The 19,730-nt window shown below is 67.0% G+C and carries 17 protein-coding genes, 1 tRNA gene and 1 pseudogene; 9 read left to right on the top strand and 10 right to left on the bottom strand.

Annotation, left to right across the window (positions count from 1 at the left end; genetic code table 11):
- The first annotated feature begins 48 nt into the window (after positions 1-48).
- Together LI92_RS01090 and LI92_RS01085 are read left to right on the top strand one after the other, a co-directional pair.
- Positions 49-465 carry a WhiB family transcriptional regulator gene (locus LI92_RS01090; RefSeq protein ID WP_046315027.1) on the top strand — a complete coding sequence of 139 codons (417 nt, stop codon included), beginning with the start codon at positions 49-51 and terminating at the stop codon, positions 463-465.
- Between the two features lie 61 nt (positions 466-526).
- Positions 527-1,507 carry a pirin family protein gene (locus LI92_RS01085; protein ID WP_046315026.1) on the top strand — a complete coding sequence of 327 codons (981 nt, stop codon included), beginning with the start codon at positions 527-529 and terminating at the stop codon, positions 1,505-1,507.
- Positions 1,508-1,541: 34 nt separating this feature from the next.
- On the opposite strand, the gene LI92_RS01080 is transcribed toward LI92_RS01085, so the two are convergent.
- From LI92_RS01080 to fadD1, 3 genes are read right to left on the bottom strand one after another with little or no spacing between them, the layout of a single operon-like run.
- On the bottom strand, positions 1,542-2,567 hold the full coding sequence (locus tag LI92_RS01080) for an alcohol dehydrogenase catalytic domain-containing protein (RefSeq protein WP_046315025.1): 1,026 nt from the start codon (positions 2,565-2,567) through the stop codon (positions 1,542-1,544).
- Positions 2,568-2,571: 4 nt separating this feature from the next.
- Positions 2,572-3,348: an SDR family NAD(P)-dependent oxidoreductase gene (locus LI92_RS01075; protein ID WP_192829951.1), complete on the bottom strand. Its 777-nt coding sequence runs from the start codon at positions 3,346-3,348 to the stop codon at positions 2,572-2,574.
- Positions 3,349-3,350: 2 nt separating this feature from the next.
- Positions 3,351-4,955 carry a fatty-acid--CoA ligase FadD1 gene (gene fadD1 / locus LI92_RS01070; protein WP_082109481.1) on the bottom strand — a complete coding sequence of 535 codons (1,605 nt, stop codon included), beginning with the start codon at positions 4,953-4,955 and terminating at the stop codon, positions 3,351-3,353.
- A gap of 99 nt (positions 4,956-5,054) precedes the next feature.
- On the opposite strand from fadD1, the gene LI92_RS01065 reads away from it, so the two are divergent.
- On the top strand, positions 5,055-5,684 hold the full coding sequence (locus tag LI92_RS01065; RefSeq protein ID WP_046315024.1) for a TetR/AcrR family transcriptional regulator: 630 nt from the start codon (positions 5,055-5,057) through the stop codon (positions 5,682-5,684).
- Complete coding sequence (locus LI92_RS01060; RefSeq protein ID WP_046315023.1) at positions 5,681-6,532, top strand: LLM class flavin-dependent oxidoreductase; 852 nt, start codon at positions 5,681-5,683, stop codon at positions 6,530-6,532. The genes LI92_RS01065 and LI92_RS01060 overlap by 4 nt, the downstream gene beginning before the upstream one ends.
- A gap of 16 nt (positions 6,533-6,548) precedes the next feature.
- Here the strand turns inward: LI92_RS01060 and LI92_RS01055 are convergent, their stop codons facing one another.
- Entirely contained in the window at positions 6,549-7,034 is a 486-nt protein-coding gene (locus LI92_RS01055) for a winged helix-turn-helix transcriptional regulator (protein WP_046315022.1), read from the bottom strand.
- 94 nt (positions 7,035-7,128) lie between these two features.
- Here LI92_RS01055 and LI92_RS01050 point away from each other — a divergent pair, with 94 nt between their 5' ends.
- Both LI92_RS01050 and LI92_RS01045 read left to right on the top strand, forming a co-directional pair.
- On the top strand, positions 7,129-7,830 hold the full coding sequence (locus LI92_RS01050; protein ID WP_046315021.1) for an SDR family oxidoreductase: 702 nt from the start codon (positions 7,129-7,131) through the stop codon (positions 7,828-7,830).
- A gap of 13 nt (positions 7,831-7,843) precedes the next feature.
- A complete protein-coding gene (locus LI92_RS01045; protein ID WP_046315020.1) occupies positions 7,844-8,266 on the top strand; it encodes a tautomerase family protein in 423 nt (140 codons plus the stop codon).
- A 45-nt stretch (positions 8,267-8,311) separates the two neighbouring features.
- Here LI92_RS01045 and LI92_RS01040 read toward each other — a convergent pair whose 3' ends face one another.
- The 6 genes and pseudogenes from LI92_RS01040 to LI92_RS01020 form a co-directional block, all read right to left on the bottom strand.
- Positions 8,312-8,818: a GNAT family N-acetyltransferase gene (locus LI92_RS01040; RefSeq protein ID WP_046315019.1), complete on the bottom strand. Its 507-nt coding sequence runs from the start codon at positions 8,816-8,818 to the stop codon at positions 8,312-8,314.
- Positions 8,815-9,120: pseudogene (locus LI92_RS01035) on the bottom strand (type II toxin-antitoxin system TacA family antitoxin); the annotation flags it as partial. The gene LI92_RS01040 and the pseudogene LI92_RS01035, both read right to left, overlap by 4 nt.
- Before the next feature lie 413 nt (positions 9,121-9,533).
- Positions 9,534-12,947: a DEAD/DEAH box helicase family protein gene (locus LI92_RS01030; RefSeq protein WP_046315018.1), complete on the bottom strand. Its 3,414-nt coding sequence runs from the start codon at positions 12,945-12,947 to the stop codon at positions 9,534-9,536.
- A gap of 8 nt (positions 12,948-12,955) precedes the next feature.
- Positions 12,956-14,068, bottom strand: coding sequence for a restriction endonuclease subunit S (locus LI92_RS22105; protein WP_082109480.1), 1,113 nt, complete (start codon positions 14,066-14,068; stop codon positions 12,956-12,958).
- Positions 14,065-15,519, bottom strand: a complete 1,455-nt coding sequence (locus LI92_RS01025; protein WP_046315017.1) for a type I restriction-modification system subunit M — start codon at positions 15,517-15,519, stop codon at positions 14,065-14,067. Before LI92_RS01025 ends, LI92_RS22105 begins: the two co-directional genes overlap by 4 nt.
- Before the next feature lie 262 nt (positions 15,520-15,781).
- Positions 15,782-15,864 (bottom strand) — tRNA-Leu (locus LI92_RS01020).
- Positions 15,865-16,132: 268 nt separating this feature from the next.
- Here LI92_RS01020 and LI92_RS01015 point away from each other — a divergent pair.
- The 3 genes from LI92_RS01015 to LI92_RS01005 all read left to right on the top strand — a co-directional run bounded on the left by LI92_RS01015 (position 16,133) and on the right by LI92_RS01005 (position 19,705).
- On the top strand, positions 16,133-17,629 hold the full coding sequence (locus tag LI92_RS01015; RefSeq protein ID WP_046315016.1) for an FhaA domain-containing protein: 1,497 nt from the start codon (positions 16,133-16,135) through the stop codon (positions 17,627-17,629).
- A gap of 154 nt (positions 17,630-17,783) precedes the next feature.
- Positions 17,784-18,251 (top strand): FHA domain-containing protein FhaB/FipA, encoded by a 468-nt coding sequence (locus LI92_RS01010; RefSeq protein ID WP_046315015.1) that lies wholly within the window; start codon positions 17,784-17,786, stop codon positions 18,249-18,251.
- Positions 18,248-19,705: a PP2C family protein-serine/threonine phosphatase gene (locus LI92_RS01005; protein ID WP_046315014.1), complete on the top strand. Its 1,458-nt coding sequence runs from the start codon at positions 18,248-18,250 to the stop codon at positions 19,703-19,705. The genes LI92_RS01010 and LI92_RS01005 overlap by 4 nt, the downstream gene beginning before the upstream one ends.
- Positions 19,706-19,730: the final 25 nt, after the last annotated feature.

Genomic DNA, 19,730 nt, shown 5'->3' with positions numbered 1-19,730 from the left:
TTATACGTTTCTATCTACGTTATTCGTCCTGAGACGAGGAGGACCGTCATGGCGCCGCCCTGCTCCGCCAACCCCGAACTGTGGTTCGGTTACCCCGACGCCGATGGAGCCGACGGCGCCGCCAAGGCCCGGGCCTACGAGCAGTCCGCCACCGAAGCGCGGCTGCAGTGCCTGCGACGCTGCCCGCTTGCTCAGCAACGCCGCTGCGCAGCGCTCGCCGTCGAACGCCGCGAGGAGTACGGCGTGTGGGCTGGTGTGAAGCTGCCGGGCGGGCAGTACCGCAAGCGGGCGGAGCTCGCGGCGGCCCATGCCCTGCTGCACGCGATCGCCGCCGGTGAGATCAACACCCGCGAGCTGCCCGACAACCAGGCGCTGCTGGTCACCCACGAACGTGACGACTTCCCGGCTACCGGGGCGGTGTTTCACCTGTCGCACTGGCCGGCCGGCCCGCGATCAGCCGCCTGACCAGGTCCTGCGTCGGTAGGATCGCCACGGCGAGCTCGGCGCACGCAACGGAGGTGGACAGGTGAGCAATCTGGAGGCCACATCCGATGAGATCGCCTGCGCGGCAAGTCCGCGATCTCAGATCGCCGTGCTGCGCCCGCGCCAGGTGCCGCTGGGCGGGCCGCGTGCCATCACGGTCCGGCGCACGCTGCCCCAGCGGGACCGCTCGCTGATCGGCGCCTGGTGCTTCATCGACCATTACGGGCCCCACGACGTCGCCGCCGACGGCGGTATGGACGTGCCCCCGCACCCGCACACCGGGCTGCAGACCGCGAGCTGGCTGTTCAGCGGGCGCATCGAGCACCGCGACAGCGGTGGCGCATACGCGCTGGTGCGCCCCGGTGAGCTGAACCTGATGACCGCCGGTGCCGGCATAGCCCACTCCGAAGTCTCCGTCGATCCGCAGGCCGCGCCGGTGCTGCGCGGCGTGCAGCTGTGGGTGGCACTGCCCGAGGAAGCCCGCCACACCGCGCGCTCCTTGCACCATTTCGCGCCCGAGCCGGTGTGCCTGCCCGGAGCGTCGGCGTTGGTGCTCGTCGGGGAACTGGCCGGATACCGCTCCCCCGTCCCGTCCTTCACGCCGCTGCTGGGGGCCCAGCTGGATCTGGACCCGCAGAGCGACCTGGCGCTGCAGGTCGATCCGGCGTTCGAGCATGGCGTGCTGTGTGACCGGGGTCCGCTCGTCCTGGGCGACACGCCGCTGGCGGTCGGCGACCTGGGTTATCAAGGGCCTGGCGCCGCGGTGCTGACGCTGCGCAACCCCGGCGACTCCCCCGCCCGGGTGCTGCTGCTGGGCGGGGTGCCGTTCGGCGAAGAGCTGGTGCTGTGGTGGAACTTCATCGGCCGCAGCCATGAGGAGATCGTCGAGTTCCGGCGCCGCTGGGAAGCCGGCGATGAACAGTTCGGGCAGGTCAGCGGCTACCGGGGTCGGCTGCAGCGGTTGCCCGCCCCGACCCTGCCGCCGCTGCGGCTCCGCCCCCGGCGACCGCCCGGCGCCGGGTAGCGCACGGCCCGCTCCGGGGCTCGGCCCGCCCGGCTCAGGGGGTGAGCAGGACCTTCACCACCTCCCCCGACCGTGCGGCAACCGCGCGGTAGGCGTCGGCGGCATCGGCCAGGGCCATCTCGGTGGTGAAGATCCCGTCCACCGACAGCCGGCCGGACTGCAGCAGCGGCACCAGTTGCGGCCAGGTCTGCTGCACGGGCGCGGTGGTCATGCGCAGGGTGATGCTGCGCAACAGCGCCGGCAGCGCCGGGAACGGAAAGGGTTGCAGGTCATGGACTCCGACCACCGACACCGTCCCGCCCGGCCGCACCGCGTTGAGCGCATCGGCCATGGTGGTGTCGGAGCCGACGGCGTCGATCACGGCGTCTATGCCGCGGCCGTCGCTGAGCTCCATGGCGGCGGCGGTGGTCGGCGGCTCGGCCGGGGTCACGCCCATCAGCGCCGCCCGCTCGCGGCGCCGGCGCACCGGATCGATACCCAGAACCGTTGCCGCACCGAGGAACAGCGCGCTGCGGGCGGCGCACAACCCCACCGCGCCCAACCCGATCACCGCGACGGTGCCGCCCACCGGGATGTCGGCGCGCAGTGCCGCCGCCCAGCCGGTGGGCAGGTTGTCGGTGAGCAGCAGGGCTTCGGCGTCACAGATGCCCTCGGGAATGGCGGCGAGCTGAAAGTCTGCGCCCGGTACCGCCAGCAGTTCCGACTGGGCGCCGCCCAGTAGCCCCGATCCGAAGATCTGCGGGCCTGAATGACACCGGATGGGGTCCAGGGTGCCGCACCCGGCGCAGTGCCCGCAGCCGGCGACCGAAGAGACCATGACCCGGTCCCCGGGCCGCACCGAGTGCACCTGCGGGCCCGCTTCGACCACGATGCCGATCGCTTCGTGACCCAGCGCCACCGGCTCGAGGATCGGGTAGTCCCCCTCATAGAAGTGCAGATCGGAGCCGCAGATGGCGGTCGCCGTCACCTGCACGACGGCGCCGTCGGGCCCGGGCAGTACGGGATCCGGGCGGGTGTCGACCCGCACCGATCCGGGCGCATCGATTACGACAGTGCGCATGCCCTCATCCTTGTGCTAGTGCCTGTACTTTGCCGAGCACGTCGGGATAGCGCTTGAGGTGCGCGCCGCCGTTGACGTCGAATGCTGATCCGGTGATCCAGGCCGCGCGCGGCGAGGTCAGGAACTCCACGGTGTGCGCGATGTCCTCGGGCACACCGGATCTCCCGAGCGGGGTGTTCTCGATGTATTCCGCGGTCAGTCCGGGCACCATCGCCAGGCCGGCGACCAGGGGAGTGTCCACCAGGCCGGGGGAGACGGCGTTGACCCGGATGCCGCGCGGGCCCAGCTCCAGGGCGGCCACCTGCACCAGCATCAGCACCCCGGCTTTGGCGCTGCAGTACGCCGCCATCGAGGTGCCCGGCTGGCGCCCGTTGAGCGAGGAGATGGCCACCACGGCGCCGCCGTCTTGCAGGGCGCGCGCGGCGTGTTTGATTACCAGCATGGTGCCGGTGAGGCAGACGTCGATGGTGGTCTGCCAGCCGGCCAGATCGATATCGGCGATCGGACCGATCACCGACAGGCCCGCGCAGCTGACCACCGAGCGGATCGGTCCGACGTGCTGGGCGGCCGCGAATGCCGCTGCGACACTGGCCTCGTCGGTGACGTCGGCGGCGACGGCGCTGGCGCTCTCGCCCAGCTCCGCCGCGCGGGCGTGCGCGGCCGCCTCGTCGATGTCGGCGATCACCACACGATCGCCGCGCTCGACCAGGGCGCGGGCGCTGGCCAGACCGATCCCGGACGCGCCGCCGAATATCAGGGCCACCGGTGTCTGGTCGGCCATGGTCATACTCCCGTCGTGGTTGCGGTGCGGTAGGTGCGCTGGCGTTCGGGGCGCACCCACAAGGTGTCGGCGCCGACGTCGGTGCCCTCGGCCACCAGCAGTCGTTTGAGGATCTTGTTGGTGGCCGTGGCGGGCAGCTGCGTGCTCACCCGGACATAGCGCGGCCACGCCTTGGGGGAGAGGTCGTCTTGGGCGGCCAGGAATTCGGCGAAGCCGTCCTCGGTCAGCGGCGCATCGCCGCGCAGTACCAGTGCCGCCATCACCTGATCGCCCACGTGGGGATCGGGCACCGCGTAGACGGCCGCCTGGTTGATCGCCGGGTGGCGCATCAGGATGCGTTCCACCGGTGCGGCCGCCAGGTTCTCGCCGTCCACGCGCATCCAGTCGGCGGTGCGCCCGGCCAGGTAGATCCAGCCGTCGGCGTCGGCGTAGGCCAGATCACCCGACCAGTACATGCCGTCGCGCATCCGCTCGGCGGTGGCCTGGTCGTTGTTGTAGTAGCCCGAGAAGAATCCCGCCCCGGCGGTGTTGACCAGCTCGCCGATCGCCTCTTCGGGGTTGGTCAGCGCGCCGTGTTCATCGAAAACCGCGGGTGCACAGGGTTTTCCGGTGTCGCTGTGGTAGATGGCGACCCCGGGGAAGCCGCGGCCCACCGAACCGGGTGGGGTGCCCTCGTCGCGGGTGATGGTGACGGCGTTCTCGGTGGAGCCGAAGGCGTCCACCACGTGCACGCCGAACCGGCGGGCGAACTCGCCGATGTCGCGTTCGGAGGCCTCGTTGCCGAAGGCGACGCGCAGTGGGTTGTCGGCGTCGTCGGGCTGTTCGGGGTGCGCCAGCAGATAGGCGAACGGTTTGCCGACGTAGTTCATGTACGTGGCGCCGTAGCCGCGGATGTCGGCCAAGAAACGGGACGCGGAGAACTTCGCCGGCGCCATCGCCGCCCCGGCGGCCACGGCGGGACCGAAGCCGGCGGCGATCGCGTTGGAGTGAAACAGCGGCATGGACAGGTAGATCACGTCATCGCTGCCCAGCCCGAATCGTTCGGTGAGGCTTTGGCCCGCCACCAGGACCATGAAGTGGCTGACCAGAACGGCTTTCGGGTCGCCGCTGGTGCCGGAGGTGAAGATCAGCATGAAGGGGTCCAGCGGTGCCACCTGGCGATGCGGCCGCAGCGGGCCAGCGGCCGCGCACCCGGCGTCCCAGGCCGGGTCGTCGACGTCGATGATCGTGATGCCGGGCAACTCCAGGCCGGTCAGCAGCGCGCGGTGCGCGGCATCGACCAGCAGAATCTGCACGTCGGCGGTCCGCAGGTCAGCGGCCAGTGCCGCGCCGCGGCGGGTGTCGTTGACCCCGCACAGGACATAGCCGCCCAGCCCGGCGGCGGCCAGCGCGGTGAGCATCGCGGGGGTGTTGCCCAGCAGCGCGCCGACGTGCACGGGCCGGTCGGTTTCGGCGCGGGCGAGCACCGCCGCGCCGTGGCAGGCCGCCCGGTCCAGGTACTGCGCCCAGCTCCAGCGGGTCTGGGTGCCGTCGGCATTGTTGTGCAGCACCGCCAGACCGGTGTGGCCGGCGCGTTCGGCGAGCAGTTGCTGCATCGTTTCGGCCACCGCGACCTCCTACCCCGTCTGCACGACGCGTGGCAATAGTACACAGATTCGCTAATGTGTCTACACGTTGTCGACGCTTTTCCGCGCAGGAGGTGAGCCGTGCACGCGACATCCGCATCGGCCGCGTCGACAACCGCCCGGCTGCTCGATGTGACCGAGAAATTACTGGCCGACAAGGGGATTCGAGCAACCACGATGATCGACGTCGCCCAGGCGGCGGGAGTGTCACGGGCCTGGCTGTACCGGATCTTTCCGGACAAGCCGACGCTGGTGGGCGCCGTCTTGATGCGGCTCATCGAGACCAGCTGGGCCCAGGCCCGCGCCGAGCTGTCGACCCTGGCCGGCTTCGAGGATCGGCTGGTGGCCGGCGTGCAGATCGGGCGGCGCACCTACGACGATCCGGGCACGCTGCTGATGCGGCTGCGCACCGCCGAACCCGAGGAGTTCACCGCCTGCGCCGGGGCCGGGGTGCGTGGCCTGGTGCCCGACCTCGCGGCGTTCTGGTATCCGTTCGTGGCGGCCGCCGCCGCCGACGGCGACATCCACCCCGACACCGACCTGGCCGAGGCCAGTGAATGGATCGCCCGGGTGATGATCAGCTTCGGCAGCGTGCCGGGACATCACTTCAACCCCGACGACCCGGCTGCCGTGCGACGCCACGTCCGCCGGTATGTGTTGCCGGGGCTGCGGCAGGCACCGACGCCCGCGACACCGGAGGAGACGCAATGACGCAGTGGTTCCTATACCTTCCGCAGACCCGGGTCGGCATCGGCGAGCTGGTGGTGCGGGCGCAGGCGGCGGAAGCGGCGGGCTTTGACGGCGTGGCGTTCCTCGACCACCTCGACACCCCGATGGCCCCGGCGGACCCGCTGTGGGAGGCGATGACCGTGGCCGCCTGGGTCGGCGCCCGCACCGAACGCCTCACGATCGGCCATGTGGTGCTGTGCGACGCGTTCCGGCACCCGGCCCTGCTGGCCAAACAGGCGACCACGCTGGCCGAAGCCACCGGCGGTCGCTTCGAGCTGGGCCTGGGGTCCGGCTCGATGCCCGACGAACTGCTCAAGTACGGCATCCCCTCCGCCGGGCCGCGCCAACGCGTGGAGACGCTGGGCCACACGCTGGAACTGCTGGGTCAGTACTGGAGCAGCGACGGGCCCCTCGCGCAGGCCCCGGCGCCCACCGCACCGATCCCGGTGGTGCTCGGCGGCGTCGGGCCGCGGATGCTCGCCCTGGTGCGCCGCCACGCCGACTGGTGGAACCTGCCGGCCACCCACGTGCATCGGTTGCCCGAGTTGCTGCCGTTGATCGGCTCGGCGCGCGCCTCGGTACAGCAGATGGTCGGTTTCGCCCGCCGCGATCAAGACCCGGCGGCGGTCTCGGCGACCGCACAACGGCGCTTCGGCCGGCTGGGATCGGGGCTGGTGTGCGGTGACGCGGCGGCGTTGACCGAACACTTCCGCACACTCAAAGGCCAGGGCGCCCAACGCTTCTACGTCTGGTTCGCCGACTTCGCGCCGCCGGAGTCCATCGCCGAGTTCGCCGAGACCGTCATCGGTGCGGTGGACTCCGACGGCTGAGCCGGCCGCGGGCGCGTCAGTGCGCGGGTTCGGGCGCGTTCCAGCAGATCTCGATGTCGTCGGGATCGGTGCCCGGCCCGTCGAGCTCGTCGGTGACCCGCACTCCCAGCCGGCGACCGGTGGATGCGTCGACGAAACACAGCGGCGGCGTTCCGTCCTGCAGGTACTTGTCGCCCCACTGCATCAGCGCCAAGAACACCGGCAGCAGATCTTCCCCGGCCGGGGTCAGCCGGTACTCGTCGCGGGAGCGCTGGCCGGACTCCTGGTAGGGCACCCGGTAGACGATCTCGGCGGCCTCGAGCTGTTTGAGCGCCCGCGAGACCGCCGGCGCCGACGCCCCGATCCGGGTGGTGAAGTCCTCGAAGCGGGTTGTGCCGAACAGGCATTCCCGCACCACCAGGAACGCCGTCTTGGTGCTGAGCACGTCCAGTAACCGGGCCACCGAGCAGGCGCTGCCGATCGACCAGCGGGACCGGTCGCGCAGGCGGGGCTCGAACTCCATGCCGACATCCTAGTTGACTAACGCTTGCATTATCCAGCTATCCGTGCTTGGCTCTTCCTAACGTCATCGTTAGCCAGTGGGAAGGGGTCGGGACATGGTTGCCGTAGCGAACAAGGTTGTGGTGGTCACGGGGGGACGGCGCGGGCTGGGCGCCGCGCTGGTCGACGAGGTGCTGGCCCGCGGCGCACGCAAGGTGTACGCGACCGCCCGCAGCGCCTACAGCGACGAGCGCCCGAACGTGGTGACCCACCCGCTGGAGGTGCGCTCCGCCGAATCGGTGGCCGAGCTGGCGGAGCTGGCCGGCGACGCCGAGATCGTGTTCAACAACGCCGGCGTGCTGTTGCCGGACCCGCTGCTGACCGGCGCCTTCGACCGGATCACCGACACCTTCGACGTCAACGTCTTCGGCCCGCTGCGCGTGGCGCGGGCGTTCGCGCCGATCCTGGCGGCCAACGGGGGAGGGGCCCTGGTCAACATGCACTCGGTGTTGTCCTGGCTGGCGGGCTCCGGGGCCTACGGTGCCTCCAAAGCCGCCGCCTGGTCGGTGACCAACTCGCTGCGCGAGGAGCTCGCGGCCCAGCACACCCAGGTGGTGGGCGTGCACGCCGGACTGATCGACACCGACATGGTGTCCGACATCCCGGCGGCCAAGGTGACACCGGCCGAGGTGGCCCGCCGGATCGTCGATGGCCTGGAAGCCGGTGCCGTGGAGGTGCTGGCCGACGAGCTGTCCGTGGAGGTCAAGGCGGCCTTGTCGGGTCCGGTGGAGAAGCTGTCCTCGGCGCTGGCGCACTGAGGGCAGGACCGCCATGCCGCTGTGGACCATTCACCACACTCCGGGACTGTTCAGCGCCGAAGACAAGCGGGCGCTGGCCGCCCGCATCACCGACCAGTACGTGCGTGCCGGGTTGCCCCGCTTCTATGTGGTCACGCTGTTCCACGAGACCGCGCCCGAGGACTTCTACGTGGGCGGCGAGCCGACCGCGGCCGGGGTTCGCATCGTGATCGACCACATCGCCCGGCGCGCCGCCGACTCGCAACACCGCCGGCGGATCGCCGAATGGATCAACCAGATCCTTATTCCGAGTCTGGAGTTCCCGGATCTGCACTGGGAGTTCCACGTCGACGAGACCAGCGAGGAGATGTGGATGATCAACGGGCTGGTGCCCCCGCCGGGGGGCTCGGAGGCGGAGAAGCGCTGGGCACGGGAGAACGCGGTGTCGGCGTATTAGGGGTTTGCGAGGGGGCGGGCTTGCCGTCGGGCTTTCCGGCGCCGATCACCGTTGGGGCTCGATCAGGGCGCGAGCGTCTTGGATGGATAGGAATAGGTGCAGTGGGTCCGTTGGTGAGGGCTCGAAGTCGAAGTGCGCGTAGAAGGTGCGGGCCTGTTCATGCAGCGCGTGCACCAGCAAGGCCCGTACACCGATGATCTCGGCGGCGGCCACCGAGCGGGTGATCGCGTCCCGCAGCAGCTGGGCACCCAATCCTTGGCCCTGTTCGGCGCGGTCGATCGCCAGCCGCGACAACAGGATCACCGGCACCGGGTCCGGCGTGTTGCGCCGCACCCGACCGGGCGCGGCGCTGCGCTCCACCGCCGCTGAGGCCAGCGCATAGAACCCGACGACGTGGCCGTCCCGACACGTCACAAAGCACCGGGAGGCTCCCTCGATGTGGTTGGCCAGAGCCCGTCGTCGCAGGTACTCGTCCAGGGTGGGCTCGCCGCTGTCGAAGTCGGCGACCGCATCGTGTTCGCTGATCGGCCGGGGCGCGCTGTAGCCCCTCACTCGTCGAAGATCGAGGGTTCCGCGAACAACTTCTCCAGGCGTGGCTTCGGCGACACCGGGCGGTCCAGCGCCGCCACGAACTCCGACCAGGCCGGCGCGTCGAGAGTGAACAGCCGGCGATCGGCGAGGACGTCGCGGGCATGAGCCAACGTCGCAGTGACCGTGAAGTTGGTCAGATCCGTCCCCTCCACTTCGGCGGCACGGCGAATCAGCGCGTCCTGCTCAGCAGTCAGGCGCACCGCGAACCGCTCCGTCTTCCTAGCCATGCCATCCATTGTGTGCCTATCGGGCACACAGTGCAACGGGGTACTTCATCGCGGCCCTGACCAACGGTGGTCCGCTTCTCCCCTGTGAAGAGGGTTACGGGGCCAGTCGGGTCGCGAGGGGAACGGCCACGGTTGTCCCGTCGCATTAAGCCCGGCGAGTGGACAAACATAAAGGTCGCGACCTCTTTCAATGCGTGACCTCATGCGCCGCAGTACGTCGAACCGCTCACTGTGTGGGGTTTGGCTGCGAAAGTCGCTGATGAGAAACACGGTGGCAATTCCTTCGGCAGGAAGCCTCTTTCAAGCGCAGTGACCGTGTGCACGTAAAAACCTTAGTCGAGCCACCTACGTCGAATCGCATTTCGCCGCACGTTTCGCGAGACCTTGAGGGACGCCCGGTCGGCACAAGTAGCCCGCCTACATCGGGCGGCTGCAACTAGCCGTGCGGCTCAGGCCGCTCCGCCCTCTGGAAGCGCGTTGTCTCGCACGGTATTAAGAATCGAAACGATATTTTCCACGTCCACCTCGCCGAACACATAGTCCGGCCCGGTCGGCGCGTGATCGATGTACGGCGACTCGTAGAGCCGCACGGGTTCCATGAAGCCGTTGGCTGTCAGTTCGGTGACAATGAGGTTCACGAAGCGGATCTGGTCGGCATTGAACTTCGTGCCGTCCAGGTATGCGCCGAAAGCTTCAGCGGCGGCTTCGCGGTCCAGCCCGACCAGTGACCGTACGAATAACCCCAGGCCATGCGACTGCTCCTTGGCCAGATCAATGTCGGCTTGCTCGCCGGTGCCGCTCTCGATGAGCATCTGCTCCAACGAGGTGAGGTCATCGGGGGTCAAGGGCTTATTGCGTCGTAACCGTTGCAGCGCAACGTGATCCTGGTGCTGTCTGAGATACGCGCGGGCCTTGGCCTGGAAGCGTTCCCAGTTGGTGCCGGGCGTGATCCCCGGCAGATCAACGAGGGTGGCTTCGCTGAGTTCGTCGGCGAAGTCGGTATAGACCTGATTCCGTTTCACCTTCTCCAGGAAGCGGAGCAGACCACGTAACTTGCGCCTCACGGATTCGAGCATCGGCAGGGTGACGTCGACCCCCCACTCATCCCCGCCGACCTCTTCGAGAAGCGCCTCTTGTGCCTTCACCGACGGGATCGCGGTCTGGCTCAGCAGGCCAGTCGCGATGTTCTGGATCTGTTCGCGTAGCCGTTCGGCCGCGACAGCGTCGCCTTCAAGTTGGGCTAGTTGACGGCGTAAGACGAGCATGTCGAAGCGCTTGGCGTCCTCGTCGTCGTCCTTGTGGGCTGACGGCAGCCCCGCGAGGTGTTCGGCTACATCTGCGGCGACCTCGGGCGTCAGCGATGTCCAGGCCGGCCACTGCGAGTATTGCTCGACCAGCCTTCGGTGTGGTCGCACCAGGAAGTTGTCCAGGTTCATTCCCGTGACGGCCCGATGGAGCGACCACGCAACATCGACTCGCAATCCTCTTTCGGTCTCGGTGCCCTGCCCTTCTTCGGGTTCTGGCTGCGAGGGTGGCCAAGCGTGATCGATGGCGGTGATCAGGCCGAGGCGCGTTTCGAACAGCCGCTGGTTCAAGGACTTCTGGAATGCGCCTTCGGATCCGGGCAGGTCTTGGCTGAAGAATTCGAGGTTGCCGCAGAAGTCGAAGACGTAGAAGTTCTGCTTGTCCTTACCGGGGCCGAAGAGGTCGGGGCGTAGGCGGGTCCCGCGTCCGATCATCTGCCAGAACTTGGTCTTGGACCGAACGAGCTTGAAGAAGACGAGGTTGACGACGTCGGGAACGTCGATGCCGGTGTCGAGCATGTCGACCGATATGGCGATGTGTGGCGCCTTGTCGGTGACGGAGAAGTCGTCGATCAGCGACTGGGCATAGGCAGTGCTGTGAGTGATGACACGGGCGAATGTTCCGGCGTACTGCGGGTACTGGACGTCGAAGCGTCGCGCGATGAACTCGGCGTGCGCCTGGTTCTTCGCGAAGATGATGGTCTTGCCGAGCCGGTCACCCTCGGCGACGCGGTGGCCCTTGCTCATTAGTTCGGCGAGCACTTTGTCGACGGTGTCCTCGTTAAACAGGAACCGGTTAATCTCCTCAGAGCTCACCTCATCGGGCGGATCGTCATCGCCCCAGTCCAGGGCGTCCCAGTCGTCCTTCTCCTCTTCGGAGAGATCGGCATAGCGGATGCCTTGACGCAGGAACTTGGTACCGACGGAGATCCCAACCGCGGGCACCAGGAAGCCTTCCTTGACCGCGTCGTCGAGGCTGTAGGCGTCAGTGGGCACGCCGTCTTCGAGGTGGAACAGCCGGTACGTGTTGTGGTCGACTTCGTCCTTAGGGGTGGCGGTCAGGCCGACGAGGAGTGAGTCGTACCAGTCGAAGATGGCCCGGTACTTCTGGTAGACGGAGCGGTGGGCTTCGTCAATGACGACGAGGTCGAAGTAGCCGGGTCCGAATTTCCTGATGCCAGCGTCGGTGTCGTTGATGAGGTTCATCATCGTCGGGTAGGTGCACACGTACACCCGGCCGTCGGTGATCTTCTCGGTCACCAGATTCACGGTGGTGGCATCGGGCAGGTGTGCCTTGAACGCGTTAGCGGCCTGGGTGACCAGGGCGGTGCGGTCGGCCAGGAACAAGACCCGCTTAACCCAGTTGGCTTCCATCAGCTGCTTCACCAGCGCGATGACGGTGCGGGTTTTGCCCGATCCGGTGGCCATCACCAATAGAGCCTCGCGTTCCTTGGCGGTGAACGCGTCGTCGATCGCGCGGATCGCACGGTGTTGATAGTGCCGTTCTACGACGGCCGAGTCGATCGGCATGTCGATCAACGGTTTACGGGTGTCCCGGCGCTGGACTAGAAGCTCCAGCTCGTCCCGAGTGTAAAAGCCCTGGATCTCCCGCGGAGGGTAGCCGCCGGTGTCATCCCAGATCCAGTGCTCGAAACCGTTGGTGTAGAAAATGACCGGCCGTCGTCCTGTCATCTTCTCCAGGCAGTCGGCATACAGCTTGGCTTGCTGCTGGCCGACCTGCGGGCTCTTGGTCGTCCGTTTGGCCTCGACGATCGCCAACGGGAGACCGTCTGCACCCCACAAGACGTAGTCGACGAACCCCTTGCCGTCGCCATTGGGCATGCCGGTTACCGGGTACTCGCGGTCCTTGGTGTCTGTCAGGGGCCAGCCGGCTTCGGCGAGCATGACATCGATGAACCGATCTCGGGTGTCGGCTTCGTTGTAGTCCCGGTCGTCGGTCTGCCGGTTGGCCGCCTGGGCCTGTTTGACGGCCTCGCGCAGTGCCTCGATTTCGGCTTCCTTCTGCGCGGCCAGTTCGTCCTTCTCGGCCAGCGCCTTGGCGTGGGCCTCGTCCTGGGCGGCCAACTTCGCCGCAAGCTGGGCGACCTCCTGCCGGGACAGCGGCGCGGCCTTCGCCGCGATGTTCGGATCGAAGGCCGCCTTCATCGGAACTGCCTGCGGCCGAGTCGAATACCGGAAGGCGGCCCACAGCATGACGTGGTGCAGTTCGCGAAGCGCATCCAGCGCCACCCGTGGCGGGATGGGCTGGGTCTCGTGGACGGCGGTGTTGCCAAGCTTGCGGATCAGGTTGAGCTTGGTCGCGATTCCGAGGCCAACCTTCGACTTGAACTTGGGATCATTGATCTTGGCGGCCAGGTCGTTCTTGTACGGAATCTGCAAAGCCAAAACGCCATACAAGTAATCGACCAGGTGCTCCGCGGTGCGGCGGCTGTAGAAGCATGCCGAACGAGGGTCTGTGGTGGCATAGCTCTCCGCCCTAGCGCAGTCGGCATGCATCTCCGGCCAGGCGACCGATTGCAGGAAGGCGAAGTTCGACATCCGCTACCTCACAACTGACCTGAAAAGGCGCGCGATTGTAGAGATGCAAGTAGTTCCTCAGCCGCAACAAGGCTCTTGCGTGCTTGCGACACGACCGAGGCAATTGCCTCTGCAGCCGCCGCAAAGGCAGCCTGTTGGGCGAACGGCGGTTGCGGGATCGGCGCCTGTCTCAGGTCACCTAGGTTGATTCCACGGACGGCCGCACCCTTGGTTCGCTGCTGCATCCACCGTTGCAAAGCAGGAGCCTCCAGAGCCGCTCGTACGTAGTGGGCAGAGATCGGTTCGGCTAAAGCCAACCTCGCCGAGTCCTGCGTGATGTTCCCACCGGCGAGTTCAGCCGGGACAAAAGCACATCTACCGACATGTCCGCGTATCGAGATGAGCAGATCCCCGGACTTCAACTGCGAACGCCGATACGACTGTGCAATTTCGCTGGTAGTCCTCCTGACTGTCGCGAGGTTGATACCTCCGTTGGTCATATCTGCGACCCGTACGTATGGAACTCCACCCTCTACGACAGGACCCGGCATAAGGATTCCGTAGGTCACCGGTCGATCGGGATCTATCCAGTCCTGTAGAGGGACGGTGGGGTACGACTTCGCTTCGGTCGAAAGATCGCCAAACATCTCTCCAAAGACCGATTGCGGCAGTTGCGAAAGGTGTCCAAGGAACATTCGGCGCTTCTTACACACTGCATCGGCCCGATCCAGAACCTCGACAACTCGCTGCTGCTCTTTCAGCGGCGGCTTAGGCAAGTTGATGTTCTTCAGAAATTTGAAGTGGCGAGAGTATCCCGCATCGGGAAGCTTCGTAGTCCGCAAATAGTGATAGACGAACTTCGGCTCAAAACCTTCGCGAGCACGAAGCACTTTCACTCCATCAGCCCCCAATGCGAACCGGAAGTCGACGAACTTCACCGCCCGGGTATGATCCCCAAAGACGATTACCGGCTCGTCGACTTTCAACGCACTGGACAGTCTGTCCGTAAAACCGGCAATCTCACTCCTGCTCTGGTCTACAACAGGCAATCCGCCTGACGACTGATACTCAGAGCGAGGAATCTTGATATTTCCGCCTGTGATGTCCTCTAGCGCTTCGCTAAACGGGACTCGCGCGGTCACGCTAGCATCCCCCGCAGTTGTGCAAGCTCTGCCTGAATTTGATCCTCGAGCATCTCAAGCTCGTTCAATATTTCTGCTGTTGGCCGATGGTCGATCTTCTCGTGGACTGTCTCTTTGTAGCGCTGAATTGACAGATCGTAGCCCTGTTCCGCGATCTCATGTTTCGATACGCAGAACGATCGCCCTGAACGCGCCTGCTTGAGCTCAGGATTGCTTCGTGCTCGCCAACTACTCAGTGCATCGGGAAGGTCGTTGTCTTTGACCTGTATTCGTCTGTCATCGAGTGAGTATCCGTCTGCGGTCACGTCGTAAAACCACACATGATCCGTTCCGCCCGAATCAGTCCTGGTGAACAGCAGGATTGCGGTTGAGACCCCCGAGTACGGCTTGAATACCCCTGAAGGAAGCTTGACTACGCCGTCGAGCTTCTGGTCCTCTACCAACACCCGTCGCAGGACTTTATGAGCCTTGGACGATTGGAAGAGCACACCGTCAGGAACAATCACCGCTGCACGACCGCCAGGCTTCAAGAGCTTCAAGAACAGCGCCAGGAAGAGCAGCTCAGTCTTCTTCGTCTTGACCACTCGCTGCAAGTCTTTGGAAGTCGACTCGTAGTCCAGCGAGCCGGCGAAAGGAGGATTCGCAAGGATCAGCGTGTACTTCTCAGCGTCCTCAGATGCACCTTCGGACAACGAGTCCCGGTAGCGGATGTCCGGTGATTCGATGCCGTGCATGAGCATGTTCATGCTGGCGATCCGGAGCATCGTGTTGTCGAAGTCGTATCCATGAAACATATTGGAGTGGAAGTGCTTACGCTGCGCCGCCTCGGTCAACACCGATGGATGTTGCTCCCGGATGTACTCAGAGGCGGCTACCAGGAACCCAGCGGTGCCGGCCGCTGGGTCGCAGATCTCATCGGTCGGCTTCGGCGCCATCATGTCGACCATCAGCTTGATGATGTGGCGAGGCGTGCGGAATTGACCGTTGACGCCGGCACTTGCGATTTTGGATAACAGGTACTCGTAGAGATCGCCGTTGGTGTCGCGGTCGTTCATCGGAATCTCGTCGAGCAGATCAACCACCCTGGAGAGCAGTTGTGGCGTCGGTATGGTGAATCGGGCGTCTTTCATGTGCTCGCCATAGGTCGAGCCGTCGCCGCCAAGGGCCCGGAGGAACGGGAAGACCTTCTCCCCGACCGTCGCGAACATGACAGCCGGCTCCTCGTTCTTGAAGCGCGACCACCGGAGCTCTTGTTGGTCTGAACCGAAACGGAGTTCACCGGCTGCGCCGAGGCGCGCTTTGCGCTCCTCCAGGGTCTCTAGGTCGTCGAGGCGTCTGATGAACAACAGGTAGGTGATCTGCTCGATGACCTCCAGCGGGTTGGAGATGCCGCCAGACCAGAATGCATCCCAGACCCGGTCGACTTTGCTCTTCAACTCACCGGTGATCACGGCGGAGGCCCCCTCAACTCATCGTCCTGAACTGAACGGAACTGTATATAGGACCCAGCCGACAAGTGGAGCACAACGCTGAGGTCGACTCACGGATCGGGGCGGCCCGCGTCAAGCGACCATCCAGATGGGGACTTGGCACTCAATCTCCCGCGGCACTGCCGGCGGGAGGTTCACCCGAGCATTTCCCACAAAACACAGAGGTCACGAACCAAATCTGGTTCGTGACCTCATGCGTCACAGTTCGTAGAACTGCTCTCTGTGGGCGAAGGGGGACTTGAACCCCCACGTCCCGAAGGACACTGGCACCTGAAGCCAGCGCGTCTGCCATTCCGCCACTCGCCCGAGCGACCGGGGGAGCCTATCACGGGTCCCCCGCCCATAAAAAAATCGGCCCGGAGCGTTCGCAGCCCGCCGTCCACCGGCCGTCTACCCGCCGGCCGGGGCGCCGTGATCCCTTCGTGACCTGCTCTTATCCGATTCTCTGCCGCAGAAGGGTGCCGCCGTGGCGGCTCGGGTCGATACCATGTCCAGGTCGGATGCAGCTGAGCGACACGCCGCGGCTGTGCCCCCGATACCACCAACGGCGGCAGAGAGTAAGGCGGGTAGCAGCTTGGACAGCCAGCGCGGGCTGGTTCATCGCATCGAGCGCAAACTCGAATCCGCTGTGGAGGATGCGATGGCCCGGGTCTTCGGAGGGGAAGTGCTCCCCGAAGAGGTCGAGGCTGCGCTGCGCCGCGAAGCCGCCGCCGGCGTGCGGTCGCTGACCGGAAATCAACTTTTGGCGCCCAACGAATACGTCATTACCCTCGGTGTGGACGACTACGACAAGGTGGGCGCCGACCAGGATCTGACGTCGCGAGCCTTCGCCCGGCACTTGGCCGTCTACATCGGCGAACAGGGGTGGCAAACGTATGGTGATGTGGTTGTCCGGTTCCAGCAGTCGCCGAGCCTGCGCACCGGCCAAGTCCGCGCCCGGGGCGGGGGCAACCCTGACGCCCGCCCCCACGAGACGCTCAACGAATCCCGCCCGCCACAATCAGTTCATGCGTTTACCGCAGAATCAGGAGTGCCACCGATGACCGATAACCCGTACCGCGGCGCCCACGGGCAGGATCGTCCCGGCGAGGACTACTACGACCCCCGCTACGGCCGGCCGGCCGACGAGGCTCGCGGCGGTCAGGACCCGCGTGGCCACTACGCCCCCGAAGGCGGCCACTACCAGGAGCAGCGCGGCGGCTACCCCGAGCAGGGCGGCCAGTCGGCGTACGCGCCGCCGCGCCGGCCCGAGCAGGGCGGCTACCCCGAGCAGGGGGGTTACCCCGAGCAGGGCGGCTATCCCGAACAGGGCGGTTACCCCGGCCCCGGCGGCGGTTACGCCCCGCCGGCCCAGTCCTACGAGCAGCGTCCGCCCAGCGGTTACGGCGCCCCCGCCGGCTACGAGCAGGGCTACCCGCAGCACCAGCAGCAGGCTTACCCCGGCGGCGGCCAGCCCGGCTACGGCGAGTACGACCGTCCGCCGGCCCGCCACGAGGAGTACGGCTACCCCGAGGCCCCCTATGAGCAGCGCCCCGGCTACCCGGACCAGGGCGGCTACGAGCAGGGCGCCCCGTCCTACGGCCGGCAGGACTACGGGCAGCCCGGCTACGGCTACGGCGAGGCGCCGCCGGCCCAGGCCGGTTATGACTACGGCCAGCCCCCCGCCGGTGGGTACGGCGAGGCGCAAGGCGCCCAGGGCGGCTACGACTACGGCCAGCAGGCCCCGGCCGCCGGCTACGGCGAGGCCCCGGGCGGCGACTACGGCCAGCGCGCCTACAGCGCCCCGGCGTCGGTCACCCTGCAACTCGATGACGGCAGCGGCCGCACTTACCAGCTGCACGAAGGCACCAACGTGGTGGGCCGCGGCCAAGACGCCCAGTTCCGGTTGCCCGACACCGGGGTGTCGCGCCGGCACCTGGAGATCCGCTGGGACGGCCGGGTGGCGCTGCTGTCGGATCTGAACTCCACGAACGGGACCACCGTCAACAACGCCCCGGTCCAGGAGTGGCAGCTGGCCGACGGCGACGTGATCCGGCTGGGTCACTCCGAGATCATCGTCCGGGTCCACTGAGGACGGCGGCTGCACCCGCACCTATTGACAATGTGAACAGCAAAGCGCCGCCGCTTTGCCCTACGGCCCCCCGCGCCCAAGTATCGTGACCTTGCCGATGTGCTCTGCCACGGCAAGCACAACATGGGCGGCGAGACAACGGAGAGGACGCCGGATGCAGGGACTGGTGCTGCAGCTGACGCGAGCCGGTTTTTTGACGTTGTTGTGGCTGTTCATCTGGTCCGTGCTGCGGGTGTTGCGGACTGACATCTACGCGCCGACCGGTGCGGTGATGGTGCGCCGGGGCCTGTCGATCCGCGGGGTGCTGCTGCCTCCGCGCCAGCAACGCACCACCGCGCGGCATCTGGTGGTGACGGAGGGACCCTTGACCGGGGCACGCATCACACTGAGCGATCAGCCGGTTCTGATCGGCCGCGCAGACGATTCGACACTGGTGCTCACCGACGACTACGCCTCCACACGGCACGCCCGGCTGTCTCAGCGGGGCGCGGAATGGTATGTCGAAGACCTGGGATCGACCAACGGCACCTACCTTGACAGGGTGAAGGTGACCACTGCGGTACGGGTTCCGGTAGGCACGCCGATACGTATCGGCAAGACCGCGATCGAGCTCCGCCGGTGAGCCTGGTTCTGCGGTACGCCGCCCGCAGCGACCGCGGTCTGGTGCGCTCCAACAACGAGGATTCCGTCTACGCCGGTGCACGCCTGCTGGCACTGGCCGACGGCATGGGCGGGCACGCGGCCGGCGAAGTCGCCTCGCAGCTGGTGATCGCCGCGCTGGCGCACCTCGACGACGACGAGCCCGGCGGCGACCTGCTGGCGAAGCTGGAAAGCGCGGTGCAGGAGGGCAACGCCGCCATCGCGGCCTACGTCGAAGAGCATCCCGAGCTCGAAGGCATGGGCACCACGCTGACCACCATCCTGTTCGCCGGGCCCCGCCTGGGCCTGGCCCATATCGGCGACTCGCGCGGCTACCTGCTGCGCGACGGCGAGCTCACCCAGATCACCAAGGACGACACCTTCGTCCAGACCCTGGTCGACGAAGGCCGGATCACCCTGGAGGAGGCGCACAGCCATCCCCAGCGCTCCCTGATCATGCGGGCGCTGACCGGCCACGAGGTCGAGCCCACGCTGATCATGCGGGAAGCCCAGGCCGGGGATCGCTACCTGCTGTGCTCGGACGGTCTGTCGGACCCGGTGAGCACCGAGACCATCCGTGAGGCGCTGCAGATCCCCGACGTCAACGACTGCGCGTTGCGGCTCATCGAGCTGGCGCTGCGCGGCGGCGGCCCCGACAACGTGACGGTGGTGGTGGCCGACGTCGTCGACGTGGACTACGGCCAGACCCAGCCGATCCTGGCCGGGGCGGTCTCCGACAGCGACGACGACCACCTGATCTCGCTCGACACCGCCGCCGGGCGGGCTTCGGCGATCTCCCCGCGCAAGACCGTCGCCAAACGCGTCCTGCCGCGCATCGACACGCCGGACGCACCCCCGCGGTCTCGCAAGCGCATGGTCGTCGTCGCGGCCCTGCTGCTCGCCTTGCTGGTGGCTGCCCTGCTGGTGGGGCGCGCGGTGGTGCGCACCAACTACTACGTCACCGCCTACGGCGGCACCGTGGCCATCATGCGCGGGGTGCAGGGCTCCTTCCTGGGTGTTCCGCTGCAGGAGCCCTATCTGTTGGGCTGCCTGGACAGTCGGGGAGCGCTGGTGCAGATCAGCTTCAGCCAGTCCGGCGACAAGCTGGGCTGCCGGCTGATGACCCTGCAGGACCTTCGGCCCCCGGCCCGCCAGCAGGTCAGCAACGGCCTGCCCGCCGGCACCCTGGATGACGCCATCACCCAACTGCGCAACCTGGCCCGCGATTCGCTGCTGCCGCCGTGCCCGCACGGAAACCCGGACCCTCCCGCGCCCACCACGTCCTCGCGCACCCCGTCCCCGGGGCTTGTGCCCACCGGTCCGCGGCCCGGGCCGCCCCCGCCCCCGAAGGCCTCCGGAAAGCCGCACCTGCCCACCTTGACCAGCCTGCCTCCGGCACCTCCAGAACCGGGGACCGACTGCCGGGCGGCGTCATGACCCGCGCCGGCGACGACGCCGCGCG

The organism is Mycobacterium sp. UM_Kg1 (assembly GCF_000972925.1).
Lineage (GTDB): Bacteria > Actinomycetota > Actinomycetes > Mycobacteriales > Mycobacteriaceae > Mycobacterium > Mycobacterium hiberniae.
Note: the sequence above shows the minus strand (reverse complement) of the source record. Positions and strands in the feature narration are given on the sequence as shown.

Coding starts and splice junctions, on each gene's coding strand:
- LI92_RS01090 (WP_046315027.1), top strand. CDS start 49: ATGGCGCCGCCCTGCTCCGCCAACCCCGAACTGTGGTTCGGTTACCCC.
- LI92_RS01080 (WP_046315025.1), bottom strand. CDS start 2,567: ATGCGCACTGTCGTAATCGATGCGCCCGGATCGGTGCGGGTCGACACC.
- LI92_RS01075 (WP_192829951.1), bottom strand. CDS start 3,348: ATGGCCGACCAGACACCGGTGGCCCTGATATTCGGCGGCGCGTCCGGG.
- LI92_RS01060 (WP_046315023.1), top strand. CDS start 5,681: ATGACGCAGTGGTTCCTATACCTTCCGCAGACCCGGGTCGGCATCGGC.
- LI92_RS01055 (WP_046315022.1), bottom strand. CDS start 7,034: ATGGAGTTCGAGCCCCGCCTGCGCGACCGGTCCCGCTGGTCGATCGGC.
- LI92_RS01050 (WP_046315021.1), top strand. CDS start 7,129: ATGGTTGCCGTAGCGAACAAGGTTGTGGTGGTCACGGGGGGACGGCGC.
- LI92_RS01045 (WP_046315020.1), top strand. CDS start 7,844: ATGCCGCTGTGGACCATTCACCACACTCCGGGACTGTTCAGCGCCGAA.
- LI92_RS01030 (WP_046315018.1), bottom strand. CDS start 12,947: ATGTCGAACTTCGCCTTCCTGCAATCGGTCGCCTGGCCGGAGATGCAT.
- LI92_RS01010 (WP_046315015.1), top strand. CDS start 17,784: ATGCAGGGACTGGTGCTGCAGCTGACGCGAGCCGGTTTTTTGACGTTG.